The 19,095-nt window shown below is 67.7% G+C and carries 14 protein-coding genes; 5 read left to right on the top strand and 9 right to left on the bottom strand.

Features of this window, described 5'->3' with window-relative positions; translation table 11 throughout:
• Window positions 1-344: 344 nt before the first annotated feature.
• On the bottom strand, window positions 345-1,250 hold the full coding sequence (locus ACLJQ7_RS34555) for an Lrp/AsnC family transcriptional regulator (RefSeq protein ID WP_410652358.1): 906 nt from the start codon (window positions 1,248-1,250) through the stop codon (window positions 345-347).
• A 208-nt stretch (window positions 1,251-1,458) separates the two neighbouring features.
• On the opposite strand from ACLJQ7_RS34555, the gene ACLJQ7_RS34550 reads away from it, so the two are divergent.
• Both ACLJQ7_RS34550 and ACLJQ7_RS34545 read left to right on the top strand, forming a co-directional pair.
• The gene (locus ACLJQ7_RS34550) at window positions 1,459-3,120 is read left to right on the top strand and encodes an amidohydrolase (protein WP_410652357.1); all 1,662 of its coding nucleotides are present in this window, start codon (window positions 1,459-1,461) and stop codon (window positions 3,118-3,120) included.
• Complete coding sequence (locus ACLJQ7_RS34545; protein WP_410652356.1) at window positions 3,117-4,397, top strand: MFS transporter; 1,281 nt, start codon at window positions 3,117-3,119, stop codon at window positions 4,395-4,397. The genes ACLJQ7_RS34550 and ACLJQ7_RS34545 overlap by 4 nt, the downstream gene beginning before the upstream one ends.
• On the opposite strand, the gene ACLJQ7_RS34540 is transcribed toward ACLJQ7_RS34545, so the two are convergent.
• From ACLJQ7_RS34540 to ACLJQ7_RS34520, 5 genes are all read right to left on the bottom strand, one after another.
• Window positions 4,394-5,968: a succinic semialdehyde dehydrogenase gene (locus ACLJQ7_RS34540; protein ID WP_410652355.1), complete on the bottom strand. Its 1,575-nt coding sequence runs from the start codon at window positions 5,966-5,968 to the stop codon at window positions 4,394-4,396. The genes ACLJQ7_RS34545 and ACLJQ7_RS34540 overlap by 4 nt on opposite strands.
• 76 nt (window positions 5,969-6,044) lie before the next feature.
• A complete protein-coding gene (locus ACLJQ7_RS34535) occupies window positions 6,045-7,691 on the bottom strand; it encodes a GMC family oxidoreductase (RefSeq protein WP_410652354.1) in 1,647 nt (548 codons plus the stop codon).
• A gap of 796 nt (window positions 7,692-8,487) precedes the next feature.
• The gene (locus tag ACLJQ7_RS34530; protein ID WP_410652353.1) at window positions 8,488-9,327 is read right to left on the bottom strand and encodes an LLM class F420-dependent oxidoreductase; all 840 of its coding nucleotides are present in this window, start codon (window positions 9,325-9,327) and stop codon (window positions 8,488-8,490) included.
• 43 nt (window positions 9,328-9,370) lie between these two features.
• Window positions 9,371-10,537: a CaiB/BaiF CoA transferase family protein gene (locus ACLJQ7_RS34525; protein WP_410652352.1), complete on the bottom strand. Its 1,167-nt coding sequence runs from the start codon at window positions 10,535-10,537 to the stop codon at window positions 9,371-9,373.
• The gene (locus ACLJQ7_RS34520; RefSeq protein ID WP_410652351.1) at window positions 10,534-11,691 is read right to left on the bottom strand and encodes an acyl-CoA dehydrogenase family protein; all 1,158 of its coding nucleotides are present in this window, start codon (window positions 11,689-11,691) and stop codon (window positions 10,534-10,536) included. Before ACLJQ7_RS34520 ends, ACLJQ7_RS34525 begins: the two co-directional genes overlap by 4 nt.
• A 103-nt stretch (window positions 11,692-11,794) precedes the next feature.
• Between ACLJQ7_RS34520 and ACLJQ7_RS34515 the strand changes: the two genes are divergently transcribed.
• Both ACLJQ7_RS34515 and ACLJQ7_RS34510 read left to right on the top strand, forming a co-directional pair.
• Window positions 11,795-12,139 carry a hypothetical protein gene (locus tag ACLJQ7_RS34515; RefSeq protein ID WP_410652350.1) on the top strand — a complete coding sequence of 115 codons (345 nt, stop codon included), beginning with the start codon at window positions 11,795-11,797 and terminating at the stop codon, window positions 12,137-12,139.
• A 61-nt stretch (window positions 12,140-12,200) separates the two neighbouring features.
• Window positions 12,201-13,574 carry an alpha/beta hydrolase family protein gene (locus ACLJQ7_RS34510; RefSeq protein ID WP_410652349.1) on the top strand — a complete coding sequence of 458 codons (1,374 nt, stop codon included), beginning with the start codon at window positions 12,201-12,203 and terminating at the stop codon, window positions 13,572-13,574.
• On the opposite strand, the gene ACLJQ7_RS34505 is transcribed toward ACLJQ7_RS34510, so the two are convergent.
• Window positions 13,571-14,230 carry a S1 family peptidase gene (locus tag ACLJQ7_RS34505; RefSeq protein ID WP_410652348.1) on the bottom strand — a complete coding sequence of 220 codons (660 nt, stop codon included), beginning with the start codon at window positions 14,228-14,230 and terminating at the stop codon, window positions 13,571-13,573. The two genes, ACLJQ7_RS34510 and ACLJQ7_RS34505, sit on opposite strands and share 4 nt — an antisense overlap.
• Window positions 14,231-14,306: 76 nt before the next feature.
• Window positions 14,307-15,329 (bottom strand): LLM class flavin-dependent oxidoreductase, encoded by a 1,023-nt coding sequence (locus tag ACLJQ7_RS34500; protein ID WP_410652347.1) that lies wholly within the window; start codon window positions 15,327-15,329, stop codon window positions 14,307-14,309.
• Between the two features lie 497 nt (window positions 15,330-15,826).
• Here ACLJQ7_RS34500 and ACLJQ7_RS34495 point away from each other — a divergent pair, with 497 nt between their 5' ends.
• Entirely contained in the window at window positions 15,827-16,093 is a 267-nt protein-coding gene (locus ACLJQ7_RS34495; protein ID WP_410652346.1) for a hypothetical protein, read from the top strand.
• A 359-nt stretch (window positions 16,094-16,452) separates the two neighbouring features.
• Here the strand turns inward: ACLJQ7_RS34495 and ACLJQ7_RS34490 are convergent, their stop codons facing one another.
• Entirely contained in the window at window positions 16,453-19,089 is a 2,637-nt protein-coding gene (locus tag ACLJQ7_RS34490) for a pPIWI_RE module domain-containing protein (RefSeq protein WP_410652345.1), read from the bottom strand.
• Between the last annotated feature and the right edge of the window lie 6 nt (window positions 19,090-19,095).

Genomic DNA, 19,095 nt, shown 5'->3' with positions numbered 1-19,095 from the left:
AACCGGATCCGGTAACGGTCGAGCAAACTCCGGCTGCTAACTATCTCCCTTCCTTTTCAACACACGCAGCCAGTGTGAGCCACCAGTAAGCGCTTACTTTCAACACCGCTGCCAGACCACAGGACAAAGCAAGAGTGAACAGAACCCGATCCGACAAGAAGGAGAACAGCACGCAGTGACTTGACCCGCGGCCCAGCTCGAATCAGCCCTCACCACGACCATCGAACAGACTCAAAGGACACCGACTAAAACCCCAAGGAGATCCTGATCTGGCCGGACCTTCCCGGTCCAAGATCGACAAGGGCGCTCAAGAACGAGATCCGGAAATCCTTGCGGGACAACGACTAACGCCGCGCGAGTTCGTCCGCGGTCGGCAACGGCCACTCGTACCGTTCCTTGGCGATGCGGAGGTGGACCCAGGTCTCCGCCGTCACGACATCGGGTCTGCCGCTGATCTCTTCGAGCGCCCGGTCGAGGTCGCGGGCGGACTGCGCCGCGATCGTGGCGACGACGTCGAACCGGCCGATGGTCCTGGCGAGGAACTCCGTGTCGTCGCGTGCGGCGAGCGCCGCTGTCACGGAGTCACCGGCGCCTCGCACGGTGAGGCCGATCCCGCAGACCAGACCGGCGTCCGGACGGGCACGGCTGAGCACCGGCGCGATCCGGATGACGTCGTGCTCCACGAGGAAGCGCACGCGGGTGCGGGTGGCCGACGGCGAAAGCCCGACGTGCTCGGCGATGCGCGCGTAACTTTCCCTGCCGTCGGCCTGCAATCGCAGCATGATCGCGAGGTCGCGGTCGTCGAGCCGCAGCCAGGGCGGCAGCGGGCGGCCGGGCATGAACAGGCCCTTGACCACGTCCACATAGACGAGCGTGTTGACCTGCTCCACCTCCGGCAGGCCGCGGATGTCCGCCACCGTGCGGTACAGCTCCGGGGAATCGGGCAACCGCAGCTCGGCGACGGTCTGGTACTCCCCGCTCACCGCGGAGACGAACGCCGCGGCGGGCAGCGCCGCGATGGCGTCCGTCGTCGCCCGCGAACGGCCCGACGTGCGGATCGCGAGATGCGCGTACGCGGTCAGGCCGAGGAACTCGGGGTGGACCGCCGCGACCACGTTGAGTGATCCGTCGGCCTTCAGCTGCTCCAGCCGCGCCGATACGGCGGACCGTGACGCCCCGACGCGGTGGGCCAGATCGGCCACGCTCATCCGGCCGTCCGCGCGCAAAGCCGCGACTAACGCGTTGTCCACGGCGGTTCTCCTCTGCTGAATTTCCGGTGGCACACGGCACCATATCACCGGCCGGAAGCGCACACGACAGCCGAGATAGCACGTTCTGTCCATGAACCCTGGCATATCGATCGTGAACACTGTACGTATACGAACGATCTGATTGCGCTCCCGGTTTTCGTCGCTTACCTTCGCCCCACTTCACCGTCGAATCCCTGGAGTCCGCGCGATGCGTCTGCTGCCCCTCGATCGTTCAGTCCTCGACGCGAGAGCGACGATCCTGCTTCCCGACGAACTGGTGCCCGTCGACGACGCCACCGAAGGCGCCGAAGCGGTACTCGTGTTCGGCGAGGAGATCGCCGCCGTCGGCTCGGTGGACGAGTGCCGCGCCCGCGCGGCGGGCCTCGGCCGTCCCGAGCCGGAGGTGCGGCGGTTGCCGGGCACGCTTCTGCCCGGTTTCGTCGATCCGCACGCGCATCCCCTGATGTACGGGCAGATGATGACCTGGGTCGACTGCGGTCCCGAGCGCGCGTCGACCATTCCCGAGATCGTCGCGTTGCTGCGCGAAGCGGCCGAGAACACCCCGGCGGGCAGGCCCGTCCGAGGTTACGGCTACGAGCACCGCAACCTCGCCGAGAAACGCCACCCCCGCAAGGAGGAACTCGACGCGGTCGCCGAAGACCGCGAGGTCTACCTCATGAACGCGAGCGGGCACGGCGGCGTGGTCAACAGCTTCACGTTGCGGAGCAACGGCGTCACCCGGGATACCCCGGATCCCGACGGCGGGGTGTTCTTCCGTGACGAGCACGGTGAACTCACCGGGGAACTGTCGGACGCGGCGTGCAACATCCTCACCGGCGTCACCGGGGTGAAGGTCGGGCGGCACGGGCCGAACTTCCACCTCGAGGACGAGCCGGAGGAGCACGCGCGGCAACTGGCCGCCGCGCAGGAGAAATTCCTCGCCGCGGGGGTGACCGCGATCGGCGACGCCCAGGTGACGCGCCGCGAATTCGACATGTATCTGCGGCTGGACGAAGCCGGGCAGCTCAAGACCCGGGTGCACATGTACCTGCTGTCGCATCTGCTCGACCAGGCCCTGGAAATGGGGCTGCACGGCGCTTTCGGCACCACTCGCCTCGCCTTCGCGGGCATCAAGTTCTACGCCGACGGCACGCTCGGCGGCTGGACCGCGTACTTCCCCGACGGCTACGTCGGCGATCCGTGCCGCACCGGGCAGCTGTACCACGACCCGAAGGATTACTCGGCGCTGATCGGCAAGGCGCACGAGGCCGGGCTCCAGACCGCGACCCACGCCCAGTCCCCCGACGCGATCGCCATGGTGCTCGACGCCATCGAGGACGCTCAGCAGCGGAATCCCCGGCCGGAGGCCCGGCACCGCATCGAGCATTGCGGGCTGCCGTCCCCGGAGCAGATCAAGCGCATGGCCGTGCTCGGCGTCCATCCGGTCAACCAGCCGCAGCACTACTACAACTGGGGCGAAGGCGTCACCGACGCCGTCGGCACCCCCGGCGAGCGGTTCAACCCCCTCGGCGAGTTCCAGGCGGCGGGCGTCCCGGTCACGCTGAGCTCGGACGCCCCGGTCGCGGAGCCGAACCCGCTCGAAGCCATCCAGACCGCGGTGACCAGGACGACCCGCCGCGGTCACCGGCTCGGCGGCGACGAACTGCTGATCGACGTCCGGTCGGCCGTCGCCGCGCACACGATCGCCGGTGCCAGGGTGCTCGGCCGCGAGCGCGACCTCGGCTCGATCACCCCCGGCAAACGCGCCGATTTCGTGCTGCTCGGCGAGAATCCCCTCACCTGCGCTCCGGACCGGATCGCCGGTATCCGCGTGGTGGAAACCTGGATCGACGGCGAGGTGGCCCGATGACCGTCCAGACCGGCACCCACTCGCTTCGCCGCGCCCGCCGAGCCGGGCTCGCGGCCTTCGTCGGCACCACGATCGAGTGGTACGACTTCTACATCTACGCCACGGCGGCGAGCCTGGTCTTCGGCACCGTGTTCTTCCCCGAAACCGGCGACCGGCTGACCGGGATCGCGGCGGCCTTCGCGACGTACGCGGTCGGCTTCTTCGCCCGGCCGCTCGGCGGCATCGTGTTCGGGCACGTCGGTGACCGGGTCGGCCGCAAGACCGCGCTCGTGGTGACCCTGACCATGATGGGTGCGGCGACCTTCCTCGTCGGCTGCCTGCCCGGATACGCGCAGATCGGCACGTGGGCGCCCATCCTGCTCGTGGTGCTCAGGTTCGTCCAGGGTCTCGCCGTCGGCGGTGAGTGGGGCGGCGCCGTGCTCATGGCCGTCGAACACGCGCCACCGGGCAAGAAGACCTTCTACGGTGCCTTCGCGCAGGCGGGGAACCCGGCGGGCGCGCTGCTGGCCACCGGCCTGTTCAGTCTCCTGAGCATCGGCGGCACCGAATGGCTCACCACGTGGGGCTGGCGGATTCCCTTCTTCGCGTCCGTGCTGCTCATCGGCGTCGGCCTCATCGTGCGCCTGAAGGTCGAGGAGTCGCCGGTCTTCGAGGAAACCGCCGAAGAAGCCGGCGTTCCCCTCCTCTACGCCGTCCGGACGAACTGGAAGCCGATCCTGCTGGGCATCTGTGTGCTGCCCGTCGCGGTCGGCGGCTACTACCTGGTCACCACCTTCGCGACGGCGTACGCGACCGATCCGGCCGTCGGCGTCTCCGAATCGCTCGTGCTCAACGCGCTCACCATCGCCGCGTTCGTCGAACTGGTCGTCAGCTTCGGCGCGGCGTGGCTCGGCGATCGCTTCGGCCGGGTGCGGGTGGTCGTGATCGGCCTGATCGGCGTCGCCGTGCTCGCGGCTCCGCAGTTCCTGGTGCTCTCGACCAAGAACGCGGCGCTGATCATCGCGGCGTTCGTGGCGATGCGCCTGGCGATGACGGCGACCTACAGCCCGATCGCCGCCATCCTGTCGCAGATGTTCCGCCCGCGGGCGCGCTACACGAGCATTTCGCTGTCGTATCAGCTGGCTGGCGCGCTCTTCGGTGGCCTCTCGCCGTTGGTGTCGACGCTGCTGTTCCAGGCGACCGGCAGTATCTGGCCGGCGATCGGCCTGCTGATCGGGATGTGCGTGCTGAGCATCGCCTGTGTGCTGGCCGCGCCGCAGCACACCGACGACGTCTAACGGATGCGCAGCCGCCGCATGAGTTTCAGCCCGGACAGCATCCCCTCGACGTACTTCTCGTAGGTCTGGCCGCCGCGGGGACCCATGACCTGTTTCTTGAGCACCGCCACGTTCTTCACGTCGGTGTACTTGAGCAGGCCCTGGTCCCCGTGGCGGGCACCGACGCCGGAGTTCTTGACTCCCCCGGACGGCGTCCCCTTCGAGGCGTACGCGGTGGCCAGGATGTCGTTGATGTTGACGTTGCCGGACTCGATCCGCGCCGCCACGGCGCGCGCGGCGCCGACGTCGGCGCCCCAGACCGAGGCGTTGAGGCCGTACTCGGTGTCGTTGGCGAACGCGACGGCCTCGTCGACCGTGCGGTACTTGTGCAGTGCGACCACGGGTCCGAAGGTCTCGGTGACGCCGCAGAGCATGTCCTTCGTGACGCCTTCGAGGATCGTCGGTTCGAAGAACGCCGGGCCGAGGTCGGGCCGCGGCTTTCCTCCACAAAGGACGGTCGCGCCCTTCGCGACGGCGTCGTCCACATGGGACTTGACCCGGTTCATGTGGTCGACGGAGACAAGCGAGCCCATGTCCGGCCCGAAGTCGTAGGCGGCGCGGACGTCGAGCACCTTGGTCTTGGCCACGTACGCGTTCTTGAACTCGTCGTACCGGGACTCCGGCAGGTAGATCCGCTCGATGTGCATGCAGATCTGCCCGGTGTTGCCGAAAGCGCCGAAGATCGCGCCCTGCACGGTCTCGGCGAGGTCGGCGTCTTCGAGCACGATCATCGGGTTCTTGCCACCGAGTTCGAGACAGCAGCCGATGAGGTTGCGGCCCGCCCGTTCGCCGATCACCCGGCCGGTCGCCGTGGAACCGGTGAACATCACGTAGTTCGCCTGGTCGATGAGCGTGGGGCCGACGTCCGGGCCTTCACCGCACACCACCTGGAACAGACCCTTCGGCAGCCCGGCCTGCTCCAGCAGCTCGACACCGTAGAGCGGGGACAGCGCGGTCTTGTTGTCGGGCTTCAGCACCACCGCGTTGCCGGCCATCAACGCCGGAATGGCGTCGGAAATGCCGGTGGCGAACGGGAAGTTCCACGGCGCGATGATGCCGACCACGCCCTTGGGTTGCCTGATCTCGGTGGACGTGGTCAGGAACGGGACCGGTCCGCCGCGTTTCGTCGGCGCCAGCAGTTTGGCGGCCCGCGTGAGGTAATGGCTCATCACCATCGCCGGGTCGCAGGTCTCCTCGATCGCCATTCGCCGGTTTTTGCCGCTCTCGGCCTGTATGAGGTCGGTGACGGCCGGCGCGTTGTCGACGAAGAGCGTGTGCGCTCGGTTGAACACCTCCAGCCGCCGCTTGAGCGGGGTGGCGGCCCATTTCTCCTGCGCGGCGCGCGCGGTGGTGAACGCCTGCTCGATGTCGGCGGGTGTCGACTGGGGCAGCTCGACGAGCACGTCACCGGTGTAGACCTCGGTGAGCTTCCAGGTCGCGCCGGACGAGCCCGGCACGCGGGCGGCGAGCCGCCGCAGGAGCGCGTCGGTCACCGACGCCGGACGGGTGAGCGCGAGCGGTGTGACGGTCATGGCCCTCTTTCCGTCAGTTGTCCGAGTGGCTGTTGGTGAACCCGCGGCCGGTTCACGCATCCGGTCCCTTTTCCGGTCATGGCTCAGCTCCGCCACCCGAGTCCGAGAGGACGAGCTGCGCGCCCATCTCGCCGATCATGATGGCGGGCGCGTTGGTGTTGCCGCCGGTGATCGACGGCATGATCGAGGCGTCGCAGACCAGCAGGCCGTCGACACCGCGGACCTTGAGATCAGGACTCACGACCGCGAGTTCGTCGACGCCCATCCGGCAGGTACCGACGCCGTGGTAGACCGACGTCGCACGGTTCAGGATCGCGTCGCGCAACTCCTGGCCCCGCAGCGACTTGCCCGGGTGCAGTTCTTCCTTGATCGAGCCGTTGAAAGCGCCCGACGCGAAGATCTCGCGCACCATCTCCGAGCCCTCGGCGAGCACTTCGAGATCGGCCGGGTCGGACAGGTACTGGGGGTCGATGAGCGGCGCCGCCGTGGGATCGGCCGAAGCGAGGCGCAGCGTGCCGCGGCTCTTCGGGTAGATCAGCGTGGTCAGCACGGTGAGCGCGGGCCGTTTGTCGACGTCGTGCCGGATCGGCGCGTCCTGGTTGGGGGTCACGTACGCCCACGGCAAGAGGTGCAGCTGGAGATCGGGTACCTCGGCGGCCTGGGAGGTCTTGAGGAAGGCGACCGCCTCGAAGACCGAGTTCGCCAGGAACGTCGTGCCGGGCCGCAGCAGTTCGCTGACGAGGCCGCGCGCGAAGTACGGCGGCGTACCCCGGTTCTTGCTCGACGACGCGCGGAAGGTCAGCGCGTGGAACATGTGGTCGTGCAGGTTGTCGCCGACCGGCAGGTCCGCGACGACGTCGATGCCGTGCTCCTTGAGGTGCTCGGCGTGCCCGATCCCGGACAGCATCAGCAGATGCGCGGACCCGACGAAGCCCGCCGAGAGGATGACCTCCTTGCCCGCGCGCAGCGTTCGCTGTCCCCCGTTCGCGTCGACGACCTCGACGCCGACCGCACGGCCGTTCTCGATGAGCACCCTCTTCGCCAGCACCCCGGACTGGACCTGCAGCGTGGCCGGCGCGAGCTGGTGGATGTAGCCGCGCGAGGCGCTGTACCGAAGGCCGTCGGCGGCGTTCTGCTGCATCCGGCTGACGCCCTCTTGGGACTCGGCGTTGTAGTCGTCGAGGATCTCGCAGCCGATCGCCTCGGCGGTCGCCTGGAGGAACTGGAGCGTGCCCTCCTGTGGGGTCTTGTTGCGGGTGACCCGGATCGGCCCGCCCGCGCCGCGGAACTCGCTCTCGCCGTCCTCGAAGTCCTCCATCCGCTTGTACGCGGCGTTGACGCTGTCCGCGTCCCAGCCCTTGTTGCCCTCGGCGGCCCAGGAGTCGAAGTTGGCGCGGTTGCCGCGGACGTAGACCATGCCGTTGATGGAGCTGGAGCCGCCGACCACCTTGCCGCGCGGCACCGGCATCCGCCGATCGAGAACATGTTTCTGCGGCACCGAGTAGTAACCCCAGTCGAAGGGCTTCTTCAGCTGGGGCACCGCGTGCATCGGGCCGACCAGCCCCGGCTTCCTGACGAGCAGCTTGTCGTCGCTCTTGCCCGCCTCGAGCACGATCACGCTGGCCCCGGACTCCGCCAGCCTGCCGGCGATCGCGGCGCCCGAGCTGCCCGATCCGACGACCACGTAGTCGGCCTCGTCGCCGCGCGCAGCCCTGTTCGCCATGTCCGCTCCTCGGTCAGCCCACCGTGCAGAACTGCAACCTGTTCTAGTTCTGTCACCGTATAGCGAGACCGGCCGGTTCCGCAACGGGCCAGGCCCAGCACGTGTCCCGGCGAGCGCCTGGCCGTGCACTCGAAGCGGCACGACGACGCCTGCCCGCGGTACCACCGAAGGCTCCACGCCCTTGCCAGAATCCGCTCATTTCAGACAACCCGAAAACCGCCCCATATCGGAACCGACGAATTCCGAATTCCGCGAAGTTCCGCCGATTTCTCTGAATTTTCCACTACTACGTGCTGGAGTCATCGTGAGAAGATCCTTCTTCCGAAGAATCGCCTGCCTTGTCGTCGTGGTCATGCCGGCCTGCACCGGGACGGCGGCCGCGAGGCCATCGGCTGACCTGCCACCAGCGGGTTCGGACTACTACATCTGGGCTGCAGCTATCTTGAGTTCTGCTACTTCAGGCATTACGGGGCCCGCCACGAAAACGGCGGCTGGGGCCGCGCGTACGTCGCCAACGACTTCTACAACATCGGCGCGACAGGGTACGGCGACGAGACCTCGTCGATCTGGAACCGTTCCGGTGTGACCGTATGGGGATATGATCGGTACCCGAGCAACGAGTGCTGGAAAGAAATCTGGGTATCGCCGAACGGTAACTGGGGGACCTCCACTACAAGGTCGACAACCGTACCGACGGCATCAGCATCGGCGGCGCGGTCGACGGTGACATCTGCCCCGGGGATCGTGCGTGGTAGGTGGCGGAGAACGCCACCTACCACGCACGACTCCATGGCCCTCAGCGCAGCGGTTCGAGCGCCTTCGCCAGTGGCTCCAGCACGGCGGGGGTGTGCGGCGGCGGCAGGTAGATGATCGCCAGGTCGAGGCCCGCTTCACCGAGGGCTTCGACGTCCGCGGCGACCTTGGCGTAGTCACCGTCCGTGCCGAGACGCACGTGCGAGGACAACGTGATCTCGCTCGGATCCCGGCCGATGTCCGCGCAATGCCGGTGCAGCACCGAACGCTTGTGCGCGAACTCCTCCGGCGTGCCGCCGACGAAGTTCCAGTGCTGGGCGTACTTGGCGGCCGTGCGCAGGGTCCGCTTCTCGCCGCTGCCACCGATGCAGATCGGCGGATGCGGCTTCTGCACACCCTTCGGTTCACAGCGGGCGTCGGTCAGCCGGTAGTGCTCGCCCTGGAACGTGGTGGTCTCCTGGGTCAGCAGGCCGACGAGGACCTCGCAAGCCTCCTCGAACCGGTCACTGCGTTCCTTGATGGTGCCGAGTTCCATGCCGTACGCGCCGGATTCCTCCTCGTTCCAGCCCGCGCCGACGCCGATCTCCAGACGGCCGCCGGAAACAATGTCCAGTGTCGCGGCCATGTTCGCGAGCAGCGCGGGGTGACGGTAGTGGATCCCGCTGACCAGCGTGCCCAGCCGGAGCCGTTTCGTGGCCTGCGCGAGCGCGGTGAGCGTCACCCACCCTTCCAGGCACGGACCGGTCGAATCCGAAAAAATGGGATAGAAGTGATCGAAGGTCCAGCCGGACTCGAAGAGTTCGATTTCGTCGGCGGCCTGCCAGACGGCGAGCATGTCGGACCAAACGGTGTCCTGCGGCGAAGTCTTGATGGCGAATCGCATGATCTTGATCGTAAACCTGGAGTTCCTCCAGTCGCGCCCGAATTCAGCGGGCGATGCCACGGCGAAGATAGTCCTCGGCGTCCACTCCGGACTCGACGAGCAAGGCCCGAGTGTGCTCCCCCAGCGCCGGGACGTCGCCCATGCACGCCTCGAAATCCTCGAAGGTCACCGGCGGCAGCAAAGCGTCGATCCGGGCGAATTCGGTGCCGATCTTGCGCCAGCGATCCCGGGCCCGCAGCTGGGGATGATCGGCGACCTGGCCGACGTCCTTGAGCTGGGCGGCGGGAACCCCGGCCGCGGCGAGCCGTTCGTCGAGTTCGCTGTTGGACCACCGCGAAGTCCGGGCCGCGACGGCGGCGTCGCATTCCGCGCGGTGGGCCACGCGTTGCACGTTCGTGGTGAAGCGGGGGTCATCGGCGAGTTCGGGCGCGTCGAGAACGTCGGTGACGAGGGTGCGCCAGCCGGTGTCGTTCTGGACGCCGATCAGTATCTGGCCGTCGCGGGTGGGGAAAGCGTCGTACGGCGCGATCGAACTGTGGCTCAACCCCATCCGCTCCGGCTCGGTCCCGGCGTACATCCGGGTGTTGAGCGCGTAGCCCATCCATTCGACGGTGGCCTCCAGCATGGAGACCTCGATCGTCGCACCTTCGCCGGTGCGCCAGCGGCGCAGCAACGCCGCGAGCACCGCCTGCGCGCAGTACATACCCGAGGCGATGTCAGCGGTCGGGATCCCGGTCTTCGCCGGGGCTTCGGGTGTGCCGGTGATCGCGATGAGACCGGCCTCGGCCTGGATCAGCATGTCGTAGGCCTTGCGCTGCTCCATCGGCCCGCCCGCCCCGAATCCGGACAGGTTCACCACGACAAGCTCCGGGTGATCCGTCCGCAGCTCACCGAAACCGAGCCGCTCGGCCGCGCCGGGCGCCAGGTTCTGCACGAACACGTCCGCCTTCGCGACCAGCCGCCGGACGACGTCACGGCCTTCGGCGGTCTTGAGGTCGACGGCGAGCGACTCCTTGCCCCGGTTGAGCCACACGAAATGCGCGCCGCTGCCGTGTACGGCGTGGTCGTAGGCGCGCGCGAAATCCCCGCCGTCGACGCGCTCGACCTTGATCACCCGCGCGCCGAGGTCGGCGAGATTGCGCGTGGCCAGCGGGGCGGCGACGGCCTGCTCGATGGCGACGACGGTGACCCCGTCGAGTGGCCGGGTCATGCTTTCTTCTTTTCGGCCCGTACCAGGCCACCGCCGATGATCAACCGCTGGATCTCGCTCGTGCCCTCGTACAGCCGCATCAACCGGACGTCACGGTAGATGCGCTCGACCGCGACCTCGCGCATGTACCCACTGCCTCCGTGAACCTGCACCGCGAGATCCGCGGCCTTCCCCGCCATTTCGGTGCAGAAGAGCTTCGCGGCGGACGGCGCGATCCGCCGGTCCTCTCCCGTCACGTACAACCGCGCGGCCTCCCGAGCGAGCGCCCGGCCGGCGAGCACACCGGTCTGCTGATCGGCGAGCATCGCCTGCACCAGCTGGAAATCCCCGATCGGCGTACCACCCTGAGTCACCGTCGCGGCATACGAGACGGACTCGTCGAGCGCCCGCTGCGCCGTCCCGACCGCGAGACCCGCCATGTGGATCCGGCCGCGCGCCAGCGACGTCATCGCCGCTTTGTACCCGACTTCCCCGTCCCCGCCGACGAGCGCCTCCGGCCCTACACGGACCTGCGAGAAGGTGACGTCCGCGGTGCGCGAGCCTTCCTGCCCCATCTTCGCGTCCTTCGGCCCGACCGTGATGCCGGGCGTGTCCGCGGGCACCAGGAACACCGCGATACCCGTGCCCATCCGCGCGAAGACCACGAACAGACCGGCCTCGGTGGCGTTGGTGATGAACTGCTTGCCGCCGTCGATCACCCAGCCGTCGCCGTCCGGCTTAGCGGTGGTCCGCAGTCCGGCCGGGTTCGATCCGGCACCTGGCTCGGTGAGCGCGAACGACGCGACGACCTCACCTGACGCGATACCCGGCAACCACCGCGCACGCTGCTCGTCCGTGCCGAATCCGACCAGCACCTGCCCGGCGATCCCGTTGTTCGTCCCGAACATCGACCGCAACGCCAAGGACGTGTAACCCAGCGTCATCGCGACCTCGACGTCCTGCACCAGATCGAGTCCGAGCCCGCCCCACTCCGGCGGGATCGCGTACCCGAACAACCCCATCTCCGCGGCCTGCGTCCGCAGATCCACCGGGATGGCGTCCGTGCTCATGATCTCCAGCTCGCGGGGCATCACGCGGGTGCGGACGAAGTCGTCGATCTGGCCGAGAACGTCCGCGAACACGTCGTCGGGGACGTCGGGGTTGCCGGTGTACATGCCCCTCACTATCGATCACCGGGCGGACTTCGGTCCACTCCCCCGAGTGGACCTGGACGTGACACCTACCGAAGAACTTGATCTTCGCCCTAACGTCGTTCTCATGCGTACACGTACCGCTTTCCTCGCCATCGCCGGCGCCGTCGCCCTGTGCTTCACGATCCCCGCGGCGGCTTCCGCGGCCGAAGGCGAATTCACCTACCGCTACTACGACGAAAACGAAGAGCTCAAGATCGGTGTCCTGGTGGACCCGCCCAGCGGCAAATGCATAGAGATCCCCGAAATAGCCGACTGGGACGTCGACGCGTTCCGTCCGCGCAACGACACCGACTCGAGGGCGGTGGTGTTCCTGGACGACGACTGCAAGAGCGACTCCTACTTTTCGCTCCGCCCCTACGGCGGCCGAGGCTCGGACAGGCTTCTCCTGCGCTCGGTCGTCTTCAGTTAGGCCGAGCGGATCTCGACACTGCACCCGGGGCGGCGAATGATGAGTCCCGGGGGTGGTCGTCATGGCCCGACGTGGTCTCGTTTTCCTGGCCCTGTTCACGATCTTTCTGGGGCTGCTGGTTCCCCGCGCCGCGGCCGCCGAGCCGGTCACCAGATACGAGGGTGAACTCGAAGGCGCACGCTATCTGGTGCTGGTGCCGAAGAACTGGAACGGCACGCTCATGCTGTGGAGCCACGGGATGTACTCCCTGGCCTATCCGGAGCCGGATCGGATTCCGCTGACCTCACAGCCCACGACCGAGTCTTATCTACTGGAGCAGGGCTACGCACTGGCCGCGTCCCAATATCGGACCGTGCGCGGCTGGTCGATCGAAGAGGCGCTGACCGACCAGATCCGGTTGCACGACTGGTTCTCCCGCACGGTCGGCCCGCCGGGACGGACCATCGCGACGGGCGAATCGGTGGGAGCCATCACCGCGACCCTGCTCGCCGAGCGGAACCCGCGCCGGTTCGCCGGTTTGATGACGTTGTGCGGCAACCTGGCCGGCGGGGCCGCGCACTGGAACTCCGGCCTCGATCTCGGATACGCGCTGAACACGCTGCTCGACGCGCGGCTGGAACTGGTGCGGATCGCCGACCCCGCGGCCAACGCTGGCCGGTTCATCGGCGTGGTCCAGGCCGCCACCGCGAACCCGCAAGGCCAAGCCCGGCTCGCGCTGGCGAACGCGCTGGCCGAAATCCCCGGCTGGTTCGACGCCACCCGGCCCCGGCCGAGTGCTGTCGCAGACCAGGTTTTCTGGCAGAGCATCTGGGATCGCTTCTACCGCGTCAGCGCGTTCGGCGTGGACAGGGTCGCGCTGGAACAGCGCGCGGGCGGCAACCCGAGCTGGAACGTGGGCGTCGACTACCGGCGGATCCTGGCGAAGGCAGGCGAGCGGCCGCTGGTGGAACGGGCCTACGCGGAGGCGGGGCTCGATCTCGACGCCGACCTCGACAAGCTGGCGAAGGCGCCGCGAATCGCACCCGATCCGGCCGCGGCCGGTTATCTGGCGCGGTTCGGGCTGCCGCTGGGACGCACGCCGGTCCCGGTGCTGACCATGCACACCGTCGCGGACGGCACCGCACCCGCGGCGCACGAACGCGCCTACGCCGAACGAGCCGGGCCGGGCGGTGATCTCCGGCAGCTGTTCGTGAACCGCGCTGGTCACTGTGTGTTCACCGCGTCCGAGGAGATCACCGCCCTGCGCACGCTGGAACGGCGGATGGACGCCGGGCACTGGCCGTCGAGCGGGCCTGCCGCGCTGAACGCCGAAGCCGGCGGCCTCGCGCCGGAACACCAAACGATCTTCGACTCCGTCGGGGAAACCCGGGTGACGACCACGCCGGCGTTCGCGCGGCACACCCCTCCCCCGTATCCGAGGATCCTGCCGTTCTAGGGACCGGTGAGGATCGTCAACCCATAGGCGGACAAGACGCGGTTGACCGGGAGGAAGAAGGTGGTGCCGCCGCTGGAGCAGTTCCCGCTGCCGCCGACCAGCACTCCCTGCGCCTGCGTCCCGCTGACGAACGGCCCGCCGTTGTCACCCGGCTCGGCGCAGACGGAGGTCCGGGTCAGCCCGGTCAGCGTTCCTTCGGGGAAGGTGATCGACACGTTCTTCGCCTGGATGATCCCGCAGTGCCAGCCGGTGGTCGCGCCGTACCTGCACACCGACGCACCGACCGGGGCCTCGACCGACCCGGTGATCGTCACCCGGCTGTCGGTGGGCGGAATCGAGCCCACCAGCCGCCAGTCGGTCGTGTTGGTCACGCGGATGACGATCGCACCCGTCGGCGGGGATTGAGCACCTAGGACGACCCCGACCACCCGGCCCGCGCTGCGAACGGTGTCGCCGGGTCTGCCGCAGGCGGAACTCGCGATCAGATAGCCGGTCTTCCCCGAGACAGCGGCGAACCCGGCCGTGCACCGGAACGAGACGCCGGTCTGCAACACACTCCCGCCGCCGAGCGGGGCGGGAGCGCTCGCGTGCGCCGTCGACGGGAACGCCAGGCCGAACGCCAAGACCAGGCAGGACAGGGATCGGGGCAGTCTCACGGGACCCTCCGATGGCCGGGGATGCCCCGATCGTAACGAGCGTGACGCCCCGGCCCATCCGCCGAATCGCGCATTCTCAGCGCCAGCCGAGCTCCGGCGCCACGTGCTCGAGGATGCTTTCCAGCACGTGCGCGTTGTACTCGACGCCGAGCTGGTTCGGGATGGTCAGCAACAAGGTGTCCGCGGCCTCGATCGCCTCGTCCTCCTTGAGCGCCCGCACCAGCTCGTCCGGCTCGGCGGCGTACGACCGCCCGAAGATCGCCCTGGTCGTCTCGTCGATCATGCCGACCTGGTCCCGAGAGTTCCGGTCACGGCCGAAATAGGCGCGGTCCAGGTCGCTGGTCAACGCGAAAATGCTGCGGCTGACCGACACCCGCGGCTCGCGCGAGTGACCGGCCGCCTTCCAGGCTTCGCGGTAGGCCTCGATCTGCTTGCGCTGCTGAACGTGCAGCGGCTCGCCCGTCTCGTCGTCCTTGAGCGTCGAACTCTGCAGATTCATGCCCTGCTCCGCCGCCCACACCGCGGTCGCGTTCGAACTGGAACCCCACCAGATCCGCTCGCGCAACCCCTCGGAATGCGGTTCCAGCCGCAGCAGCCCGGGAGGGTTGGCGAACATCGGCCGCGGATTCGGCTGCGCGAACCCCTCGCCGTCGAGCAGCTTGAGGAAGACCTCGATGCGCTGACGAGCCATGTCCGCGGCGGTCTCCCCCTCCGCCGGGCCATAACCGAAGTACCGCCACCCGTCGATCACCTGCTCCGTGGATCCCCGGCTGACCCCGAGCTGGAGCCTGCCGCGCGAGATGAGGTCGGCGGCGCCCGCCTCCTCGGCCATGTACATCGGGTTCTCGTAGCGCATGTCGATCACGCCGGTACCGATCTCGATCTTCGACGTCCGCGCCCCGATCGCCGACAGCAACGGGAACGGACTGCCCGCCTGCCGCGCGAAGTGGTGCACCCGGAAGTACGCGCCGTCCACGCCGAGTTCCTCGGCCGCGACGGCCAGGTCGATCGACTGATGCAGGAAGTCGGCGGCGGACCGCGTCTCGGAGTGCGCGCTCGCCGACCAGTGGCCGAAGGACAGGAAACCAATCTTCTTCACGCCGTTGTAAGCGTCCGGTGACCGGGTTTGATTCCCTGCCGCCCCCACCGACCAGTCACTTACTGCTACCGCTCAGCCCGTGGTCCGAGCCGAGGGTGATGGGGTCGCGAGCAAGCAGTTGGAGGAGGCGGAAGCCAAGCTCAGGCGCTTCCAGGAAGCTATCGCAGCTGGGTTGCCCCGACGGTGCTGGTCGAGAGCATTAACGAGGCTCAAGCGGACCGGGCGGCAGCGCGAGGAGCGTTGGCGGCCGCGGGGATCACCGATACAGAGGTCTACGCGATGATCGACTCGCTCGGCGACATCGGGGCAGCGCTGGCCGACAGCCAGCCGGGGAAGCCGGCAAGGCTCTACCGGGATCTGAGGCTTGACCTGCGGTACGACAACGAAAAAGAGGCCGTCTACGCGACGACCTCTTTGGGTGTGAATAATGCGGGTGTCCGAGGGGCGTGTTGCTCACTATCCACACGCCTCTGGCTTACGAGTGCGGCTCGATGGAGATGACCGATCTGGCGTTGCTGCCCGACGGCCGCGGCCGGTCGCTGTTCGAGAACTCGACGGCGCGTGCGAGTTCGAACGGTGACCTGGAGCTTTCTCGAGCCGGGCCGCCTGGAACTGCACGCACCTCTACGTTATCGCCGAGATCACCGGGAACCAGGTGGAGATCGAGCAGCAGTCGCCGTACTTCCCAGGACCTCAACATCAAGCTCGTCCGCCTAGCTGAAATCCTCGCCGAGAAGCACACCCAGCTGCTGCCGGAGGACTGACGGAAGGCGCACGCTGGTCTAGCATGCGTGGTGGTGGTGGACATTCCGTGAAGGGTCCTTGTCCAAAGCGGCATTGACCTGAGTCCTGCCGGTCCAGCCGTGTGGACCGGCAGGACGCCATTGTCACTGGCCGAAGGTCGCGACGAGGACGGATCTTCGGCCTCGTCCAGCACCGCGCGCACCACGTCCAGATCAGGCAGGGTCTTCTCGGCCTGGCTGGCCGCGGCGACGATCATCGTGGCGACCTCGTGCAACTTCATGTTCGCGTGCTGCGAGATCTCTTCAACGCGGTGAACGCGTCTTCAGCCGCTCAGCCGAGTAGCAGTTTCCTCGTGATTGCTCGCCCTCGCCAGGCTCGACTATTCCACCTCATCTTCGGTCGACTCGGTAGAGAAGCAGTACTCCTCTGCCTTCTTGGCCAGGTGTATGGGGAAGGGCTGGGCCAGCGGGTCGTGCTCGTTGTGGAAGCGCTGTTGATGGGCGACCGATGCCCACTCGGCCGCGCTGTCCTGTGAGTCTGTATCACTTGATGCAACGCACAGCGAAGTGATCTCGAGGTACTGCGGGTTCCACGCCGAGACGGTCGCGCCGTATTGTGAGGGCACATCGTCTCCGAGCTTTCGGAGCCCCCTCGGGGTCTTCGGGAAGCTGCGTGGAAGGTCTGCGGTGCTCGCGAAGACCCGGTTGTCGTGTGCCGCGTCTTCGGGGCACCACAATCCGCTGGCGAAGCCTGCGGGCTTTCCCTCGGGGGTGGGTGCGTACCACTGTGGCACCTCCTCCCGGCTGTTCCGGTCACGTACCAGGACCACGCGGAGTTCCTCACCGTATGCTCCTGCCCGCTGGTCCTGGATGCCGGTGAATCCCAGGTGGTCCCTCGTAAGAGAGCCGTTGGCCAACGACGGCCAGGACTCGCGGAGGTTTCCGCTGTTGACCAACAGCAACGTGGGGCGGTCCCGGGCCTGGTACAGGATCGACCTGATCCGCCGCTCCACGTCCAGCCGATCATCCTCCGCGTTCCGCCGACGCTTGGCGCGGAACGACGCAGCTGCGGTCGCCGAGGTCAACAGGAAACGCCGGTAGGGAACCCAGTCCTTGACCCTGTCGTCCCATGCGGTGACCTGTTGCACCTCTTCACTGGGTCGAACCCGGACCGCCACGAGCCGCCTGCCCTGCGCTCCTCGGACGACCCACAGACCGACGTACTGCAAGCCGGTCGGCAGCGGCGATCTCGTGCGCGGCTCGGCGGAGGTGAAGACACCGAGCTGCCGGAATGCGTCGAGGCATGCCGACCGCACTCGCTGATCGACGGCATCACCCGAACCGGGTAAGGGGCGGATGAACTGCGTAAGGCGCCCACTGTCGGCGAAACCGAGCCGTAGCGCCGACTTCGGATCGGAGTCCGGCTCGGTGAAGCGGTCATCACCGGGTAGCTCGACCAGGGCGATGGCGGGGGCGTCGAGCCGAGGGAAGGCCGCGCCGGTTGCCAGCCGTCGAGCTCGGTGAGCTTCTCGCACGGCTGCGGGGCGCTGCCGTGTTCCAGGCTTCGGAACATCGACTTTGCGGGCGAGATCACCAAGGGACGACACAGTGAGGCGTACTTCCAGTCCATCGAAGAACCACCGCTGTCGCACCTCGGTGGTGACCTGCTCCTCGGGGCAGCCGAGCTGGCGGGTGAACTCGCGCAGGATCCGGTCTGCCGACTCGGGAAAGATCGTCACGACATCCACGTGCAGCGGATCACCGGCCAACGCGGCCCGCAATCCACGCCGCCGATCCGCCTTGACCTGTCGGTCGAAGCTCTCGCGCTGCTCGGGCTTGGTTTTCGGTACCACTGGCAGCAGCGCGGGCTTGTTCCTTACCCGAGAAACCCGGGCCAGATCCGGTACCCGCCGCAGCAGTGGCTCCAACCCTTCGGCAACCCACTCGTCCAGTTCCGCGCGCTCGTCGGGCATCAGTCCCGTGCCGACCGCGTGGGGTGCCTCCAACGCCGTGCTGTGCACGATGCCCACCGCCTTTCCCTCTCTGCCTGTCAGCCATGCCTTCGGGGAGGAGATCACCTCCTCGGCCTTCGGGTAGCTGCCGATGACGTCGAGGTCGCCGAGTAGTCCGAGGGGACTGTTTCGGCCCCAGACCACCCGCCCCTGCCGCGCGTCGTAGCGGATGCTGTTGACCGACAGTCGGGTCCGAGCCGCGGACCCGCCGTCTCCCCAGGGCGACGGGGTATCGACAAGTACAGTCGCGGATCGTCGGTGCGGCAGGAACAACCGGTCTCCCGCGACCCACCGCCGGATCCCTGTGGAGACATGCACCCGCAGGCGTGAGGTGAACGGGACGGTGTGACAGGTGACCCTGACGACTGCCGAGTAGAAGTGCCCACCCCCGTCGAACGGGGTGGACTTCGGAGGCCACGCCACGAGTTCGGTTCCCTGATCGCGATTGACCACCCGGAACCGGGTCTCCCTGTCCGACTCCCGAGCGCGGAAAGAGCGCTGTGCCAAACGCGTTGCGACCAGTTCGGGCAGTAGCGAGTACAGCCTCCTCGGTGGTAGCGCGGTTCCTCCCGCTGACAGGCCGACCGAGGTGAGGTCTACTTCCACTGGCAACCACTCGATGGCGGTATCGCTGATCGAGTCGAGCACCCGGCCCAGCGCGGCTTGGTGCTCGGGCTCGGGTCGCAGTGACATCACCCAGGTCAGGAACGCCGCCCGCACAACCTCGGCGGGCACCTCGCCGTCGGTGTAGATCCAGGGTACCGACGGATCGGCCGCTGCGCCGCGACCAGTCGCCAACACCCCAGGGGCTGCGGCGCGCAACACCTGGTTCAGATGTTTGACTGGCAGACCGACCATGGCCTCCCGGCTGCGCCAGCCGACGGCGTACAGGTCTGTCAGCTCGGTCTGCCACTGCTCGGCGAACTTCGCCACGAGGAACTGTTCGACCCACGGGTCACGTGATGGATCATGCTCAAACGCACAGGTCCTGATCTGGTTATACATGGTTTC

Origin of the sequence: Amycolatopsis sp. cmx-4-54 (assembly GCF_046548895.1) — a bacterium.
Lineage (GTDB): Bacteria > Actinomycetota > Actinomycetes > Mycobacteriales > Pseudonocardiaceae > Amycolatopsis.
Note: the sequence above shows the minus strand (reverse complement) of the source record. Positions and strands in the feature narration are given on the sequence as shown.